Below are 15,056 nucleotides of genomic sequence, written 5' to 3' on the forward strand. Positions count from 1 at the left end.
AGGCGGAAAGGCCGAATGGCAGGAATTATCGCGCCGAATCGCGCCGCCTGCGTGAGCGGCGCTAAGATCGCGACGAACTTCGGGCCATCCGCGGGAGACGGACATGCGCATCGTCAGCTGGAACATACAGTGGGGACGCGGAGCGGACGGCATCGTCGCGCTCGAGCGCACTATCGCCGTACTGCGCGCGATTCCCGATGTGGACGTGATCTGCCTGCAGGAGGTGGCGCAGCATTTTCCGGGCTTGCCGGGCGGTGGCGATGACGACGGGCCGGCACGGCTTGCGGCGGCCTTTCCAGGTTACGAGGCGGTGTTCGGTGCCGCTCTCGATGTGCCCGGCGCTTGCGGCGGGCGGGCCTGCTTCGGCAACCTGCTGCTGTCGCGCCTGCCGGTGGGGCAGGTTTTCCGTCATCTGCTGCCGAGTCCGCCCGATCCCGCCTGGCCAAGCATGCAGCGGGTCTGCGTGGAGGCGGTGATTGCAGCGGCCTTCGGGCCGCTGCGGGTGATGACCACGCATCTCGAGTACTACTCGGGCCTGCAGCGTGCGGCCCAGATCCAGGCGCTGCGTGCGATCCAGCAGGATGTGGCGGCAACGGCGCAGGTGGCGCCGGTGGGCAAGGAGTCCAATCCCGCCTTCGCGACGCGCCCGCGCCCGGTGTCGGCGGTGGTGTGCGGCGATTTCAACTGCGAGCCGGGTTCGTCCGATCACGCGGCGATGTGCGAGGCCTTGCCGCTGGCAGAGGCGGGCTTCATCGATGCCTGGCAGGTGCTGCACGGTGCCGCGCCGCATCCACCGTCCGTCGGGTTGCACGGGGCGGAATGGCCGGATCGCCCCTACTGCTGCGATTTCGCCTTCGTCTCCGGCGACATCGCGGCGCGGGTGCGCGAGTTGCGGGTCATCGCCGATACCGATGCCTCCGACCATCAGCCGCTGCTGCTCGATCTGGCCGATTAGTCGCTGCGCTCAGCGGATCTCCGCCAGCGGTTCGACCAGGTCGCGGTAGGCATGCCACGTGGCATGGCCGATGATGGGCATGAGCACCACCAGCCCGAGATGGAAGGTGAGAAAGCCGATCAGGGTCACGCCGACAATCACTGCCGCCCATACCAGCATCGCACCGGGATTGCGGGCGAGCGCGGCGATGCTGGCGAGCATCGAGGTGATCGCATCCTGGTTGCGGTCCAGCATCAGCGGGATCGACACCACGCTGACCGCGAACACCAGCCCGGCGAAGAGCAGGCCGACGCCGAAGTACACGGCGAGGAATTCGAAGTTCTCCATCTTCAGCAACTGCTCCAGAAAGCCGGAGAGATTGGGCATCTCGTTGGTGTAGAAGAGCGCGAACACGACCAGCGAGGCGCGTGCCCAGATCAGGAAGACGATGCCGAGCACGACGGCGAAAAGACCGATGTTGCCGGCGTTGCGCCGCCACACGGTGAGCGTCGGCGTGAGCGAGCAGTGTTCGCCGAGCTCGTGGCGGCGGGAGATCTCGTAGAGGCCCATCGCCAGGAAGGGGCCGAGCAGCAGGAAGCCGGAGGTGAGCGCCGAGGTGTATTCGTAGGCATGCTCGAACACGAAGGTGATCAGCAAGCCCATGCCGGCAAAGCAGAAGCCGTAGAAGAGGCTGGGAATCGGGCAGGATCGCAGGTCGGAGAAGCCGCGTGCCAGCCAGCGCAGCGGCGAGGTCGCCGGGACATCGCGGATTCCCGGGAAGGGTAGGCCTTCATCCTTGGCGAGTGGGGCTTCGTTCGGCTGCGACATGTCTCTCTCCTCTGGTGGGTTCGTGTCGGCGCAGCGGAACGGGGGTGGAACAGGCGGGCATTGCGGCGGGCCATGTGGCCTGGGTGGGCGCCGCAGCAAAGGACGCAGCGCCCGAAGAGCCTGTTCCGGATGTTGATGTTATGTGTGCAGAAACCCCCGTATCGCGTCACTGATCGCATTCGGCGCTTCGGCCATCATGGCATGGCCGGCACCGCTCACGGTGATCATACGCGCACCGCCGGCCGCGTTGACCAGCGCATCGCGTAAGGGTTTTACCGCACGTGGCGGCGTCATCTGGTCGCGTTCGCCGCAAATCAGCAGGGTGGGGCAGCGCACCGCGGCGGCGACCTCCAGCCCGGCATTCCAGGCGTTGCAGGCGCCGAGGTCGGTGGCGAGCACGCCGTCGGCCTGGCGTTCCATCAGGCGGCGGTTCAAGCCGGTCTGCCAGGTGCCGGGCGCCGCAGCCTGGCCGAGCTGGCCGGTGGGGCTGAAGGACCACTGGTTGATCATGCGGTGGGCCGTGTCGCGTGCCTCGGCGGCGGCCTGCAGCAGCGGCGGTGCTACCGGCATCGGGGCGACGCTGCCGACCAGCACAAGACGGTCGATGCGGTCTGTGGCACGCGCGGCAGCGGCGAGTGCGATCAAGGATCCCATGCTGTGGCCGACCAGGCTGGCGCGGACCACGCCGCAGGCGTCGAGCAGGGCGAGGATCCAATCGGCGAGCGCATCGATGCCCGTCAGCGGATCACCGGCCGAGACGCCGTGGCCGGGCAAGTCGGGGGCGATCACGCCGTAGCCGTGATGCGCCAGGCTGCGTGCCTGGCAGTTCCACACGGAGTGGTCGTGGCCGGCGCCGTGGATCAGCACGACGGTGGGTAGCTCGCGGTCGAAGCTGCGGCCGCCGGTGTAGACGCGGGTGCGCCGTTCATTGACGACGATGTCCATCGCTCACTCCTTGAACAGGCGCGCCACCGCGGCGAGGCCGCGGTCGAGGTCGGCGATCAGGTCGGCGCAGTTCTCGATGCCGACAGACAGCCGCACCGTGCCTTCGCCGATGCCGGCGGCGGCGAGGTCGGCGGCCGACATGCGGAAGTGGGTGGTGCTGGCGGGGTGGATCACCAGCGACTTGGCGTCGCCGACGTTGGCCAGATGCGAGAACAGCCGCAGCGCGCCGATGAAGGCGCGGCCGCCTTCGCGTCCGCCCTTTAGGTCGAAGGACATCACCGCGCCACAGCCCTCGGGCAGCAGGAGGGTGGCGAGCGCATGGTCGCGGTGGCCGGGCAGGCCGGGATAGGCGACTTTTTCCACCAGCGGATGGGCGGCGAGGTGTTCGGCCACCGCGCGCGCATTGGCAACGTGGGCGCGCATGCGCAGCGGCAGGGTTTCCAGCCCCTGCAGGATCTGGAAGGCGTTCATCGGCGACAGGCAGGCGCCGAAGTCGCGCAGGCCTTCACGCCGCGCCCGCAGCAGGAAGGCGGCGACCGGCGATTCCTCGGCGAAGTCCATGCCGTGAAAGCCGTCGTAGGGTTCGGTGAGCGTCGGGAACAGGCCGGAGGCTTCCCAGTCGAAGCGGCCGCCATCGACGATGATCCCGCCGACGGCGACGCCGTGGCCGCCGAGGTATTTGGTGGCGGAGTGCATCACCAGGTCGGCGCCGAGTTCGAGCGGGCGTTGCAGCAGCGGGCTCACCAGGGTGGCGTCGATCAGCAGCGGCAGCTTGTGTTCGTGGGAGATGGCAGCCACCGCCGGGATGTCGAGCACGTCCAGCCCGGGGTTGCCGACTGATTCGCCGAACAACAGCCGGGTTTCCGGCCGGATGGCGGCGCGCCAGGCGTCGAGGTCGTGCGGATCGACGAAGGTGGTGTGGATGCCGAAGCGCGGCAGGGTGTAGCCGAGCAGGTTGTGCGAGCCGCCGTAGAGCGCGCGCGAGGCGACGATGTGGCCGCCGGCGCCCATCAGCGTGGTGATGGCCAGGTGCAGCGCGGCCTGGCCGCTGGCCAACGCGATCGCGCCGACCCCGCCTTCGAGCGCCGCGACGCGCTCTTCCAGCACCGCGGTGGTGGGGTTGGAGATGCGCGAATAGACGTGGCCGGGGCGCTCCAGATTGAATAGCGCGGCGGCCTGGTCGGCGTCGCTGAACACGTAGCTGGTGGTGAAATGGATGGGCGTGGCGCGCGAACCGTGTACGGGATCGGGCGACTGGCCGGCGTGCAGGGCGAGCGTTTCCCTGCCGAAGAGATCGGTCTGGGTCATCGGACGGGCTGAAGGCGGGGTAGCGGATATCCCGGACAGCGCACCGCGAGTGCGGGCGGGGTCGGGAGCGGGGAGCGTCAGGCGAGCTCGTCGGGCTCGATCATGCGTTCGATGATGGTGATGCGGTCCTTGATCGCGAGCTTGCGCTTCTTGAGGCGGCGCAGCAGCAACTCGTCGTCCTGCGGGTTGGAACCCAGCCGGGCGATCGCGTCGTCGAGGTCGCGATGCTCGCCGCGCAGCGCTTCGAGCCGCGCATGGAGGCTGGTGACGTCATCGAAGGCTTCGTCGTTCATCGGAGTAAGCTCGGGCGGTGGCGCATGCGCCGTTGGTCGAAAGTCGAATCCAGGCAATGGTATGCGCCGGCCCGGAGAATGACAACTTCACGGAAATGGATTTCCGTTCGATGCGCCGGGCCGCAAGTCGCAAGTGGGTGTCTGGCCTGGCTGCTGGCCATCCCGTAACATCGCCGGATTGTTGGACAGCGTCGTTTGGAGCAGGGTGTGAACAAGGCATTCGTCAAGGAAGGCGACGGGCAGGACGACGACGAGGAACTGTCGCCTGCACTCAGGCTGCCGCCGGGCAGCAAGAACTACATGACGCGGCGCGGCTACGATGCCTTGCGTGTCGAGCTCGACCAGCTGGTGCGGATCGAGCGTCCCAAGCTGGTCGAAACCGTGGCCTGGGCGGCTGGCAACGGCGACCGCTCGGAGAACGGCGACTACATCTACGGCAAGAAGCGGCTGCGCGAGATCGACCGCCGCATCCGCTTCCTGATCAAGCGCATCGAGAGCGCCGACGTGGTCGACCCGGAGCGCCAGGAGAACGTGGATCAGGTCTTCTTCGGTGCCACGGTGACCATCACCGACATCGACAGCGGCGAGGAGCAGACCTGGCAGATCGTCGGCGTGGACGAGGCCAATGCGTCGGACGGGCGGATCAGCTGGATCTCGCCGCTGGCGCGGGCGCTGCTCAAGGTTCGGGTGGGCGAGACGGTGCGCTTCATGAGCCCGGCGGGGCCGCGCGAGATCGAGGTCAGCGAAGTCCGCTACATCTGAGCCGGACTTGCGGGCGGGGGCTTGAAAGCGCCGGGGTCGGCCCCATATGGGCGGGCGTCGATCTGAAAAACACGGAGCTGCATCCATGTCCGAAGCGCACACCGCTACCGCCCAGACCCTCAACTTCCAGGCCGAGGTGAAGCAGCTGCTTCACCTGATGATCCACTCGCTCTACTCCAACCGCGAGATCTTCCTGCGCGAGCTGGTCTCCAACGCGTCCGACGCCTGCGACAAGCTGCGCTTCGAGGCGCTCGACAACGCGGCGCTGTTCGAAGGTGACGGCGACCTCAAGATCCGCATCGGCTTCGATGCCGACGCCAAGACCATCACCATCGCCGACAACGGCATCGGCATGAGCCGCGACGAAGCGATCGCCCACCTCGGTACCATCGCCAAGTCGGGCACGCGCGAGTTCTTCGGCAAGCTCACCGGCGACCAGAAGAAGGACGCCAACCTCATCGGCCAGTTCGGTGTCGGCTTCTACTCCGCCTTCCTGGTGGCCGACCGCGTCACCGTGCTGACCCGCCGCGCCGGCCTGCCGGCCTCGGCCGGGGTGAAGTGGCAGTGCTCGATGGCCGGCGACGAAGCCGGTGCCTACACCGTCGAGGACATCGACAAGCCCGGCCGCGGCACCGAGATCACCCTGCATCTGCGCGACGGCCAGGAAGACCTGCTGTCGTCGTGGAAGCTGAAGAGCCTGGTGCGCAAGTACTCCGACCACATCGTCCAGCCCATCGTGATGAAGAAGGAGGAGTGGGACGAGGACAAGAAGGCGCAGGTCGTCACCGAAGAAGACGAAACGGTGAACCAAGCCAATGCGTTGTGGACCCGCTCCAAGAACGACATCTCGGAAGACGAGTACAAGGCCTTCTACAAGCACGTCGGCCACGACTACGACGAGCCGCTGGCGTGGACCCATTCGCGCGTCGAAGGCCGCCACGAATACACCAACCTGCTCTACGTGCCGGCGCACGCGCCCTTCGACCTGTGGGACCGCAACGCCAAGCACGGCATCAAGCTCTATGTGAAGCGCGTCTTCATCATGGACGACGCCGAGAAGCTGATGCCCACCTACCTGCGCTTCGTGCGCGGGGTGGTCGATTCCGCCGACCTGCCGCTCAACGTGTCGCGCGAGATCCTGCAGGAATCCAAGGACATCGACACCATCCGCGCCGGCTGCACGAAGAAGGTGCTGTCGCTGCTGGAAGACCTCGCCACCAGCGACGAGGCGGGCGACAAGGAGAAGTACGCCACCTTCTGGAAGGAGTTCGGCAAGGTGCTGAAGGAGGGCGTGGGCGAGGATTTCGCCAACAAGGAGAAGATCGCCGGCCTGCTGCGCTTCGCCTCGACCAAGGCCGATACGCCGGACGAGATCGTGTCGCTCAAGGACTACATCGAGCGCATGAAGGAAGGCCAGGACAAGATCTACTACGTCACCGCCGAGACCTTCAACGCCGCCAAGAACAGCCCGCACCTGGAAGTCTTCCGCAAGAAGGGCATCGAAGTGCTGCTGCTCTCCGACCGCGTCGATGAATGGGTGATCGGCAACCTCACCGAGTTCGACGGCAAGCAACTGGTGTCGGTCGCCAAGGGCGGTCTCGACCTGGGCGCGCTGGAGGACGAGGCCGAGAAGAAGGAAGCGGAGAAGGCCGCCGACGACTACAAGGAGCTGCTGGAGAAGATGAAGGCCAGCCTCGGCGAGCGCGTCAAGGACGTCAAGGTGACCCTGCGCCTGACCGACTCGCCGGCCTGCCTGGTGGCCGACGAGCATGACATGGGCATGAATCTGGCGCGCATCCTGAAGGCTGCCGGCCAGAGCGCGCCGGTGTCCAAGCCCATCCTCGAGATCAACCCCAACCACCCGGCGGTGCTGCGGCTGAAGTACGAGGACAAGAACTTCGACGACTGGGCCGCGGTGCTGTTCGACCAGGCGCTGCTCGCCGAGGGCGGCACGCTCGACGACCCGGCCACCTTCGTCAAGCGCATCAACCAGCTGATGATGGCGATGAGCGGCAACTGAGCGCCCTCGTCAACGCAGTCCGGACCGCCCTACGGGGCGGTTTTACGTTGACGGGAGCGACTGGCATGTCCGCACCCGCGACCTAGAATGAAATGCGGCGGCTGTCGGGGGCCGCAGGGAGTGAAAAGGGATCGCAGTGTCGATGCCGCATTGCGGGCAAGGTTCAAGAACACAAGCCCGGCGCCGAAACCGAGGAGAATGATCATGGCCATTGCCTCCAGAGTCCAGGACTACATGGATCAGCATGGATTGCGGTATGACGTGCTGAGCCACCCGCATTCGCATAACAGCATGGAGACCGCGCAGTTGGCCCATGTACCCGGTAGCTGCCTGGCCAAATCGGTCGTCCTCGAAGACGACGACGGCTTCCTGATGGCGGTGCTGCCGTCCACCCACCATGTGCAGCTGGGCAGACTGAGCAAGGAGTTGAATTGCCGTCTGCGTCTGGCCACCGAAGACGAAATCGGGCGCCTGTTCGGTGACTGCGAGCCCGGCGCGGTTCCTCCGCTCGGTGCAGCTTACGGCATGCGCATGGTGATGGACGACAGTCTGGCCGATCACCCTGAAATCTATTTCGAGGCGGGCGACCATGAGCGGATCATCCAGATGAGCCGCGAAACCTTCATGGCGATGATGGACATGGAAAAAGCCAGTCATGTGCGCTTCGGCGAACACAACTGGCGTCATCACTGAGCCGACCTTCCCGCCACCGAACCGCCAGAAGGCGGCAGGGGCGTGGTTTATTTCGGCAGCATGCTGTGGGGTGCTGCGGAAGGGTGAGGGTGCGCTTCGGCCTCGAGCCTGCGCAGGATGGGGTGCGCGAGTGCATGGTAGAGCGGCAGCGGCGCCACCGATTTCGAGAATCCGTGCGCGACCACCGCCGTTGCCATCAGGGGCAGCAGCATCTGGTGGTTGGCGGTCATTTCCATGACGATCACGAAGGACGTGATCGGCGTCTGGGTCATGCCGGCGAGGAAGGCGACCATGCCGAGAACCAGGATGGCGGCATCCTGGTCGTCCGGCATGAAGTAGGCGATGTCGGCGCCCAGCCCGGCGCCCACCGCCAGCGCGGGTGCGAAGATGCCGCCCGGAATGCGCGACACGAAGGCAAGCCAGATCACCACCATCTTGGCCAGCATGAAGTAGATTGGCAGTCCGGCGGCGCCTTCGAGCGCGGCCTTCGATTCGGCGTAGCCGGTACCGTAGGTCAGGCCGCCGGTCAGCAGGCCGATCAGTGCCGTCGCCAGCCCGCAGGCCGCGGCGAAGGCGATCGGGCGCGTCAGTGCGAAGCTGCCGACCCGTCCAGGCAGGCCGCGTGACGACGCGATCAGCAGCCGCGAGAAGCCGCCGCCGAGCAGCCCGCCAAGCATCCCGCACATGAGCACCGGCCAGATGCCACCCGGCCAGCCGATGGCGGCAGGCGTACGACCGAAATAGGTGTAGTTGCCCAGTACGGCGAGCGACATCAGACCGGCGAAGATCACCGCCGTCAGCGTGGTGCTGTTGGCGCGGAAGGCACGATAGCGGCACATCTCCTCGATCGCGAACATGATGCCGCCGAGTGGCGTGTTGAAGGCCGCGGCGATGCCGGCGCCGCTGCCGGCCACGATGAGGTCGCGGCTGGAGGCGATGCGGCCCCTCCGGCGCCCGGCGAGCATGTGCATGACCGAGGCGCCGATCTGTACCGACGGACCTTCACGGCCGATGGACGCGCCGGAAAGCAGGCCGCCGAGCGTGAGCAGGACTTTCGCGATCGCGATCCGCAAGGACAGGAAGCGCCGTCGCAGCCGTCCGTCGTCGGTGAGCGAGGCAGCGATCGCCTGCGGGATGCCGCTGCCTTCGGTGCCGGCGAAGAAGCGGCGCGACAGCCAGGCCATCAACGCGAAACCGCCGGGTGCGATGATCAGCGTCAACCAGGGGCTGTACGACATCAGCCGGTGATGCCAGTCGATGGCCAGTTCGGCGCCAATGGCGAAGCTGATCGCAATCAGGCCGGCCAGAAGGGCGGCGCCGACCAGCAGCAAGCGCTGGTGCCAGCGTCCCGGTGACAGCCATGGCAAGGCATAGCGGCGACCCCCGCGCGCAAGGTGGCGCAGGGTGCGGCCCGAGGTGGAGTCGGGCGTGGGGCCGGGAGGCAACTTTGGGGGGGACGGTTCGGATGGCGGGGAAGGCGGTGGCTGCATGTGCGGCGCAAGGAGCGGGCTGCGCGGGGCGCGTCGGGTGTGAGGGAATTATTACCTTGGTACTAAACTTTTTTGGCAGCATAGGCGTTGAAACACATAAGCCATCGGTTGTGGCCTCGGCAGTGTTACGACGCACAGCCGTTACGATACGCCTCGGCCGCCGAAATGGTTAAATTTTTGACAATGATGATTTGAGCAAATATAGTTGGAGCCACGTAGATGCCCCCGTCGCAAAACGCCTTGAAGAAGCCCGCGGACAAAGTAACCACTGTTACGCCCTTGTCGGTGCTGCAGCGCTTCAGGGTGCTGATCCGTACCGCGCAGCGTCATTCCCAATGGATCGAACGTCAGAGCGGGGTTACCGGTGCCCAGCTGTGGGCACTCCAGGAATTGAGCGAAGCGCCGGGCCTGCGCGTGGGCGAGCTGGCCAACAGGATGGCCCTGCACCAGTCGACCGCGTCCAACATGGTCGATCGTCTGGAAACCGGCAAGCTGCTCCGCAAGGAGCGCACCAGTGCAGATCAGCGCGTGGTGCGGCTGTACCTTACCGAGGAGGGCGAAGCCCTGCTGCGGCGTGCGCCTTCCCCGGCGCGCGGCGTGTTGCCCGAGGCGTTGCGCCTTCTCGACGAGGAAGCGCTGTCGCGGCTGCAGGGCGAACTCGACGTCCTGCTTAGGCAGATCAAGGATTTGGATGAAGGCTTCGGCATGCAGCCCTTGCCCTTCACCGAATGATGGACACCCGGGCCGGCGGGCATACCGGCCACTCGTTTCGCGTTGTGCGGACGGACAGCAACTTCCGCGGCCTTCGGGCCGCGTTTTTTTTGGGCGGGCCGAAGCAATCGGTACTTTCGCGCGAGTTGATGCGCGTCAAGCGCAGGTGTCGAGGACGACACAGCCCGGCCCGGCTGCGGTAGAGTTGGCCGCCGTGCATCCGCAGGGGCGGTTGCGTCATACGACAGGGTGATTGAAACATGGCGGTCGAGCTCTACAACGATGGCAAACATGTCTGCCTGGCCTTCTACGACCTCGTGGACGAAGAGGCCGACCATGCCGTTCAGTGCAACCAGTTCCTGATTGTCGACGGCGATCATGGCGCGCTGGTCGACCCCGGTGGCAACATGACGTACAACGGTCTGCTGATGGGGATGCAACGCTATTTCCCGTCGAAGAACCTCGACTACATCCTGGCCTCGCATGCCGATCCCGACATCATCGCTTCGCTCAACAAGTGGATGGTGACGACCAGCTGCCGGGTGATGATCTCCAAGCTGTGGGCGCGCTTCCTGCCGCACTTCACCACCGGCCGCGACTACACCGACCGCATCATCGGCATTCCCGACGAAGGCATGCTGGTGCCGCTGGGGCAGTGCAAGCTGAAGGCGCTGCCGGCGCACTTCATGCACTCGGAAGGCAACTTCCAGTTCTACGATCCGATCTCCAAGATCCTGTTCTCGGGCGACATGGGCGCATCGCTGATCGATCACGCCGACGCCCTGCAACCGGTGAAGGATTTCGACAAGCACATCCAGTACATGATCGGCTTCCACCGCCGCTACATGGTGTCGAACAAGATCGGCCGCTTCTGGGTGAACATGGTGCGCAGCCTCGACGTCGAGATGATCGTGCCGCAGCACGGCGCGCGTTTCGAGGGCAAGGCGATGGTCAACCGCTTCCTCGACTGGATCGAGAACCTGCAGTGCGGCGTCGATCTGATGACGCAGGAAAACTACCGCGCGCCCTGAACAGCCGTTCCCGCGCACCGCGGGCGAGTGTCAGTGCTTCTTCGAGAGCGACTGCATCGCGCGGCCGAGGCCGTCCAGCGTCATCGGGAACATCCGGCCTCCGACGATCTGGTGGATCAGCTCGATCGATTTGCGGTAGCCCCACAGCCGTTCCGGCTCGGGATTGAGCCAGGCAGCCGCTGGGTAGGCGTCGAGCAGGCGGCGCAGCCAGGCGGCGCCCGGTTCGGCGTTCATGTGCTCGATGGAGCCGTGCTGGTGCAGGATCTCGTAGGGGCTCATGGTGGCGTCGCCGACGAAGATCAGCTTGTAGTCCGGCCCGTAGCGATGGATTACGTCGAGCAGCTCGGTGCGTTCATGGTGACGCCGGCTGCTGTCGCGCCATACGGTTTCATATACGCAGTTGTGGAAGTAGAAGTATTCGAGGTGCTTGAACTCGGTGCGGCAGGCGGAGAACAGCTCCTCGCACACCTTGATGTGGTCGTCCATCGAGCCGCCGACGTCGAAGAACAGCAGCACCTTGACCGCGTTGTGGCGTTCCGGCCGCATCAGCAGATCCAGCCAGCCGGCGTTGCGTGCTGTCGCGGCGATGGTGCCGTCGAGGTCGAGTTCTTCCGCCGCACCGTCGCGGGCAAAGCGGCGCAGCCGGCGTAGCGCGACCTTGATGTTGCGGGTGCCAAGTTCGACGCTATCGTCCAGGTTGCGGAACTCACGCTTGTCCCACACTTTCACCGCGGTCCGGTTGCCGGCGGAATCGCCGCCCACGCGGATGCCTTCCGGGTGGGTGCCGTTGTTGCCGAAGGGCGAGCTGCCGCCGGTGCCTATCCACTTGCTGCCGCCCTGGTGGCGGCCTTTCTGCTCGTCCAGGCGTTTGCGGAATTCCTCCATCAGCTTGTCCCAGCCGAGCTTCTGCAGTCTGGCCTGTTCCTCCGGGCTGAGATGCTTCTTCATCGCCGCACGCAGCCAGTCCTCCGGGATTTCGGCGTCCATGCCGGGCAGTTCGCTGACGCCCTTGAAGTACTCGCCGAAGGCCTGGTCGTAGCGGTCGTAGAGCGATTCGTCCTTGACCAGGCAGGCACGTGCGTAGAAATAGAACTCGTCGATGGAATGCCCGCACACGCGTTCGCGCAGGCCTTCGAGCAGGGTGAGGAATTCGCGCGTGGACACCGGCAGCTTGCGCGCCTTCAGGTGCAGGAAGAAGTCGATCAGCATGGCATTGTCTGTTGTACCCGGTGGGACGGCGACGGTCGCTCGCCGCTCAGCGGTTGTGCCGCGCCATGTACACCAAGCGCTCGAAGAGATGCATGTCCTGCTCGTTCTTCAGCAGTGCGCCGGCCAGCGGTGGCACGATGGCCTTCTGGTCGGGCGAGCGCAGCGCCTCCGGGGGGATGTCCTCGGCGACCAGCAGCTTGAGCCAGTCGATCAGCTCGGAGGTCGAGGGCTTCTTCTTCAGGCCGGGAATGTCGCGCAGCCCGAAGAAGACTTCGAGCGCCTCGCCGAGCAGCGTCTTGCGGATGTCGGGGAAGTGCACATCCACGATCCGCTGCATGGTGTCGCGGTCGGGAAACTTGATGTAGTGGAAGAAACAGCGGCGCAGGAAGGCGTCGGGAAGTTCCTTCTCGTTGTTCGAGGTGATGAAGACGATGGGACGGTGACGCGCCTGCACCGTCTTGCGCGTCTCGTACACATGGAATTCCATGCGGTCGAGCTCGCGCAGCAGGTCGTTCGGGAATTCGATGTCGGCCTTGTCGATCTCGTCGATCAGCACCACCGTCTGGGTCTCGGCCTCGAAGGCCTGCCACAGCACGCCCTTGACGATGTAGTTGGCGATGTCCTTGACGCGGTCGTCGCCGAGCTGTGAGTCGCGCAGGCGCGAAACCGCGTCGTATTCGTAGAGCCCCTGCTGCGCCTTGGTGGTGGACTTGATGTGCCACTGCAAGAGCGGCAGGCCGAGCGCGGCGGCGACCTCCTCGGCCAGCATGGTCTTGCCGGTGCCGGGTTCGCCCTTGATCAGGAGCGGACGCTGCAGGCGGATGGCAGCATTGACCGCCAGCATCAGGTCGGGGGTGGCGACGTAGTCCTGCGAGCCTTCGAAACGGAGCTGGGACATCGGGGATTCCTCTGATTAATTCTTGGCGATTATAGGACTAGCTTTAGTGGAGCCCGTACCCGTCTTGGCGGCTACGGACAAGCCTTGCTGCGGCAAGCGCATAAACGACAAGGGGACAGCATGCGCGGACGATATCTGATGGCAGCGGTGATGCTGGCCGCAAGCCTGCAGGCGGTGGCGGCGGAGGGCAATGCCGAAGCGGCGAAGGGCAAGTTGTCGATGTGTATCGGATGCCACGGCATTCCGGGTTACCGGACCAGCTTTCCCGCGGTGTATTCGGTGCCCAAGCTCGGCGGCCAGCACCCGGCCTACATCGTGCGTGCGCTGGAGGCCTACAAGGCCGGAGAGCGCAGTCACCCGACCATGCAGGGTATTGCACGTAGCCTGTCCGAGCAGGATATGGCCGATCTGGCTGCGTACTACGGGGGTGGAAAATGAACCGCAACGCCGTTCGCGGCTGGGCCGATTTCATGCGTGCCTGCGTGGGAGGGCTGGTGCTGGCGCTGGCAAGCCCGGCGATCGGGGGTGATGCAGTGCGCGGCAAGGAGATATCCTCCACCTGCGCGGCCTGTCACGGCGCGGATGGCAACAGCGCTACCGTCGAATTTCCCCGCCTGGCCGGCCAGCATGAGGATTACCTGCGCCAGGCCCTGTCGGACTACAAGGCCGGCAAACGGCGCAATCCCATCATGGCGGCACAGGTGGAAAACCTGAGCAAGCGCGACATTGCCGATCTCGCGGCCTGGTTCGCCAGCCAGCAGGGGCTCTACCTCAAGCGTTGAACAAACGCGGCAGAACCGCTAACTGGACCCGCGGCGGGCGATGGCTCACGCAAGCGGCCCGACCCCGGCGCTGCGTCGCAAGGCTGCGACATAGGCGACGCCGTCGGGCTGGGTGCCGTTGCGCTGGGCGTTGAACAGGGTTTCGCCCAGACATTCGAGGGCGTCGTGCATGGCCGCGTGCCGTTCGCCGCGATGCGCGCAGGCGGCCTCGAAGGCGGCACGGATGCCCGGCGGCTGGTCGATCGACAGCTGCTCCTCGATCGCGAGGTGCAGCGACAGGTGCAGGAAGGGATTGACCTGACCCGCTTCGGGCGGGAAATCGCGGTCGACCGAATCCGGTTTGTCTACGACGGCGTGGTATTCGGGATGCTGGGCGACGATGTCGGCGGCGATGGTCTCCAGCGGGGTCAGGACCTCGCGCGCCTGGTACTTCCGCCAAGCTTCGATGAAGAAATTGCGCACTTCGTCGCGGGTCGGATTGAACATGAGCGATTCTCTCTTCGGGTTGCCGCCGCGTTCAGGCGGTCTTGTCGCGGAACAGGCACAGGTCGCGCACGATGCAGGCAGCGCAATCGGGTTTGCGCGCGGTGCAGACGTAGCGGCCGTGCAGGATCAGCCAGTGATGGGCGTCGAGCAGGTAGTCCTTCGGTACGCGTTTGAGCAGGGCTTGCTCGACTGCGTTCACGTCCTTGCCCGGGGCGAGCCCGGTACGGTTGGCGACCCGGAAGATGTGGGTGTCGACCGCCATGACCGGTTCGCGGAAAACGGTGTTGAGCACGACGTTGGCCGTCTTGCGGCCGACACCGGGCAGCGCTTCGAGCGCTTCGCGGTCCTTGGGCACTTCGCCGCCATGCCGCTCTAGCAGCAGGCGCGACAGCGCCACGGTGTTCTTGGCTTTGTTGCGGAACAGGCCGATGGTCTTGATGTAGTCGGCCACCCCTTCGTCGCCGAGCGCGAGCATCGCCTCCGGCGTCGGTGCCGCGGCGAACAGCTTGCGGGTGGCGATATTCACGCTCTTGTCGGTCGCCTGCGCCGACAGCACCACCGCCACCAGCAGCTGGTATGGCGTGGCGTACTCGAGTTCGGTTTTCGGTTCGGGATTGGCTGCGGCAAGTCGACGGAAGAATTCGCGGATCGCGTCGCGCTTCATCG

General features: G+C 65.6%; 17 protein-coding genes. 8 read left to right on the top strand and 9 right to left on the bottom strand.

What is annotated here, in order from left to right; translation table 11 throughout:
* The first annotated feature begins 103 nt into the window (after nucleotides 1-103).
* Nucleotides 104-955: an endonuclease/exonuclease/phosphatase family protein gene (locus CJ010_RS08880; protein WP_141017701.1), complete on the top strand. Its 852-nt coding sequence runs from the start codon at nucleotides 104-106 to the stop codon at nucleotides 953-955.
* Between the two features lie 9 nt (nucleotides 956-964).
* Here CJ010_RS08880 and CJ010_RS08885 read toward each other — a convergent pair whose 3' ends face one another.
* The 4 genes from CJ010_RS08885 to CJ010_RS08900 form a co-directional block, all read right to left on the bottom strand.
* Nucleotides 965-1,762: a DUF2189 domain-containing protein gene (locus tag CJ010_RS08885; protein ID WP_141017702.1), complete on the bottom strand. Its 798-nt coding sequence runs from the start codon at nucleotides 1,760-1,762 to the stop codon at nucleotides 965-967.
* 138 nt (nucleotides 1,763-1,900) lie between these two features.
* Complete coding sequence (locus tag CJ010_RS08890; protein WP_141017703.1) at nucleotides 1,901-2,707, bottom strand: alpha/beta fold hydrolase; 807 nt, start codon at nucleotides 2,705-2,707, stop codon at nucleotides 1,901-1,903.
* Nucleotides 2,708-2,710: 3 nt separating this feature from the next.
* Complete coding sequence (locus tag CJ010_RS08895; RefSeq protein WP_141017704.1) at nucleotides 2,711-4,015, bottom strand: O-acetylhomoserine aminocarboxypropyltransferase; 1,305 nt, start codon at nucleotides 4,013-4,015, stop codon at nucleotides 2,711-2,713.
* Nucleotides 4,016-4,092: 77 nt separating this feature from the next.
* Complete coding sequence (locus CJ010_RS08900; RefSeq protein WP_141017705.1) at nucleotides 4,093-4,308, bottom strand: YdcH family protein; 216 nt, start codon at nucleotides 4,306-4,308, stop codon at nucleotides 4,093-4,095.
* A gap of 207 nt (nucleotides 4,309-4,515) precedes the next feature.
* Between CJ010_RS08900 and greB the strand changes: the two genes are divergently transcribed.
* The 3 genes from greB to CJ010_RS08915 all read left to right on the top strand — a co-directional run bounded on the left by greB (nucleotide 4,516) and on the right by CJ010_RS08915 (nucleotide 7,783).
* A complete protein-coding gene (greB, locus tag CJ010_RS08905) occupies nucleotides 4,516-5,070 on the top strand; it encodes a transcription elongation factor GreB (protein WP_141017706.1) in 555 nt (184 codons plus the stop codon).
* A gap of 85 nt (nucleotides 5,071-5,155) precedes the next feature.
* Complete coding sequence (gene htpG / locus CJ010_RS08910) at nucleotides 5,156-7,090, top strand: molecular chaperone HtpG (RefSeq protein WP_141017707.1); 1,935 nt, start codon at nucleotides 5,156-5,158, stop codon at nucleotides 7,088-7,090.
* Nucleotides 7,091-7,294: 204 nt separating this feature from the next.
* Nucleotides 7,295-7,783 (top strand): aminoacyl-tRNA deacylase, encoded by a 489-nt coding sequence (locus CJ010_RS08915; protein WP_141017708.1) that lies wholly within the window; start codon nucleotides 7,295-7,297, stop codon nucleotides 7,781-7,783.
* A gap of 47 nt (nucleotides 7,784-7,830) precedes the next feature.
* On the opposite strand, the gene CJ010_RS08920 is transcribed toward CJ010_RS08915, so the two are convergent.
* Nucleotides 7,831-9,273, bottom strand: coding sequence for a chloride channel protein (locus tag CJ010_RS08920; protein ID WP_141017709.1), 1,443 nt, complete (start codon nucleotides 9,271-9,273; stop codon nucleotides 7,831-7,833).
* A gap of 219 nt (nucleotides 9,274-9,492) precedes the next feature.
* Between CJ010_RS08920 and CJ010_RS08925 the strand changes: the two genes are divergently transcribed.
* Both CJ010_RS08925 and CJ010_RS08930 read left to right on the top strand, forming a co-directional pair.
* On the top strand, nucleotides 9,493-10,005 hold the full coding sequence (locus CJ010_RS08925) for a MarR family winged helix-turn-helix transcriptional regulator (protein WP_141017710.1): 513 nt from the start codon (nucleotides 9,493-9,495) through the stop codon (nucleotides 10,003-10,005).
* Nucleotides 10,006-10,244: 239 nt separating this feature from the next.
* Entirely contained in the window at nucleotides 10,245-11,015 is a 771-nt protein-coding gene (locus CJ010_RS08930) for an MBL fold metallo-hydrolase (RefSeq protein WP_141017711.1), read from the top strand.
* A gap of 30 nt (nucleotides 11,016-11,045) precedes the next feature.
* Here CJ010_RS08930 and CJ010_RS08935 read toward each other — a convergent pair whose 3' ends face one another.
* On the bottom strand, nucleotides 11,046-12,224 hold the full coding sequence (locus tag CJ010_RS08935) for a VWA domain-containing protein (RefSeq protein ID WP_141017712.1): 1,179 nt from the start codon (nucleotides 12,222-12,224) through the stop codon (nucleotides 11,046-11,048).
* Nucleotides 12,225-12,270: 46 nt separating this feature from the next.
* Complete coding sequence (locus CJ010_RS08940; protein WP_141017713.1) at nucleotides 12,271-13,122, bottom strand: MoxR family ATPase; 852 nt, start codon at nucleotides 13,120-13,122, stop codon at nucleotides 12,271-12,273.
* A gap of 120 nt (nucleotides 13,123-13,242) precedes the next feature.
* Here CJ010_RS08940 and CJ010_RS08945 point away from each other — a divergent pair, with 120 nt between their 5' ends.
* Both CJ010_RS08945 and CJ010_RS08950 read left to right on the top strand, forming a co-directional pair.
* Nucleotides 13,243-13,560: a cytochrome c gene (locus CJ010_RS08945; protein ID WP_141017714.1), complete on the top strand. Its 318-nt coding sequence runs from the start codon at nucleotides 13,243-13,245 to the stop codon at nucleotides 13,558-13,560.
* Complete coding sequence (locus tag CJ010_RS08950) at nucleotides 13,557-13,904, top strand: cytochrome c (protein ID WP_240794534.1); 348 nt, start codon at nucleotides 13,557-13,559, stop codon at nucleotides 13,902-13,904. The genes CJ010_RS08945 and CJ010_RS08950 overlap by 4 nt, the downstream gene beginning before the upstream one ends.
* Before the next feature lie 45 nt (nucleotides 13,905-13,949).
* On the opposite strand, the gene CJ010_RS08955 is transcribed toward CJ010_RS08950, so the two are convergent.
* On the bottom strand, nucleotides 13,950-14,390 hold the full coding sequence (locus CJ010_RS08955; protein ID WP_141017715.1) for a DUF1841 family protein: 441 nt from the start codon (nucleotides 14,388-14,390) through the stop codon (nucleotides 13,950-13,952).
* Between the two features lie 31 nt (nucleotides 14,391-14,421).
* On the bottom strand, nucleotides 14,422-15,054 hold the full coding sequence (gene nth / locus CJ010_RS08960) for an endonuclease III (RefSeq protein ID WP_141020627.1): 633 nt from the start codon (nucleotides 15,052-15,054) through the stop codon (nucleotides 14,422-14,424).
* Between the last annotated feature and the right edge of the window lie 2 nt (nucleotides 15,055-15,056).

Origin of the sequence: Azoarcus sp. DD4, assembly GCF_006496635.1 — a bacterium.
In the GTDB taxonomy this organism is placed as follows: Bacteria; Pseudomonadota; Gammaproteobacteria; order Burkholderiales; family Rhodocyclaceae; genus Azoarcus.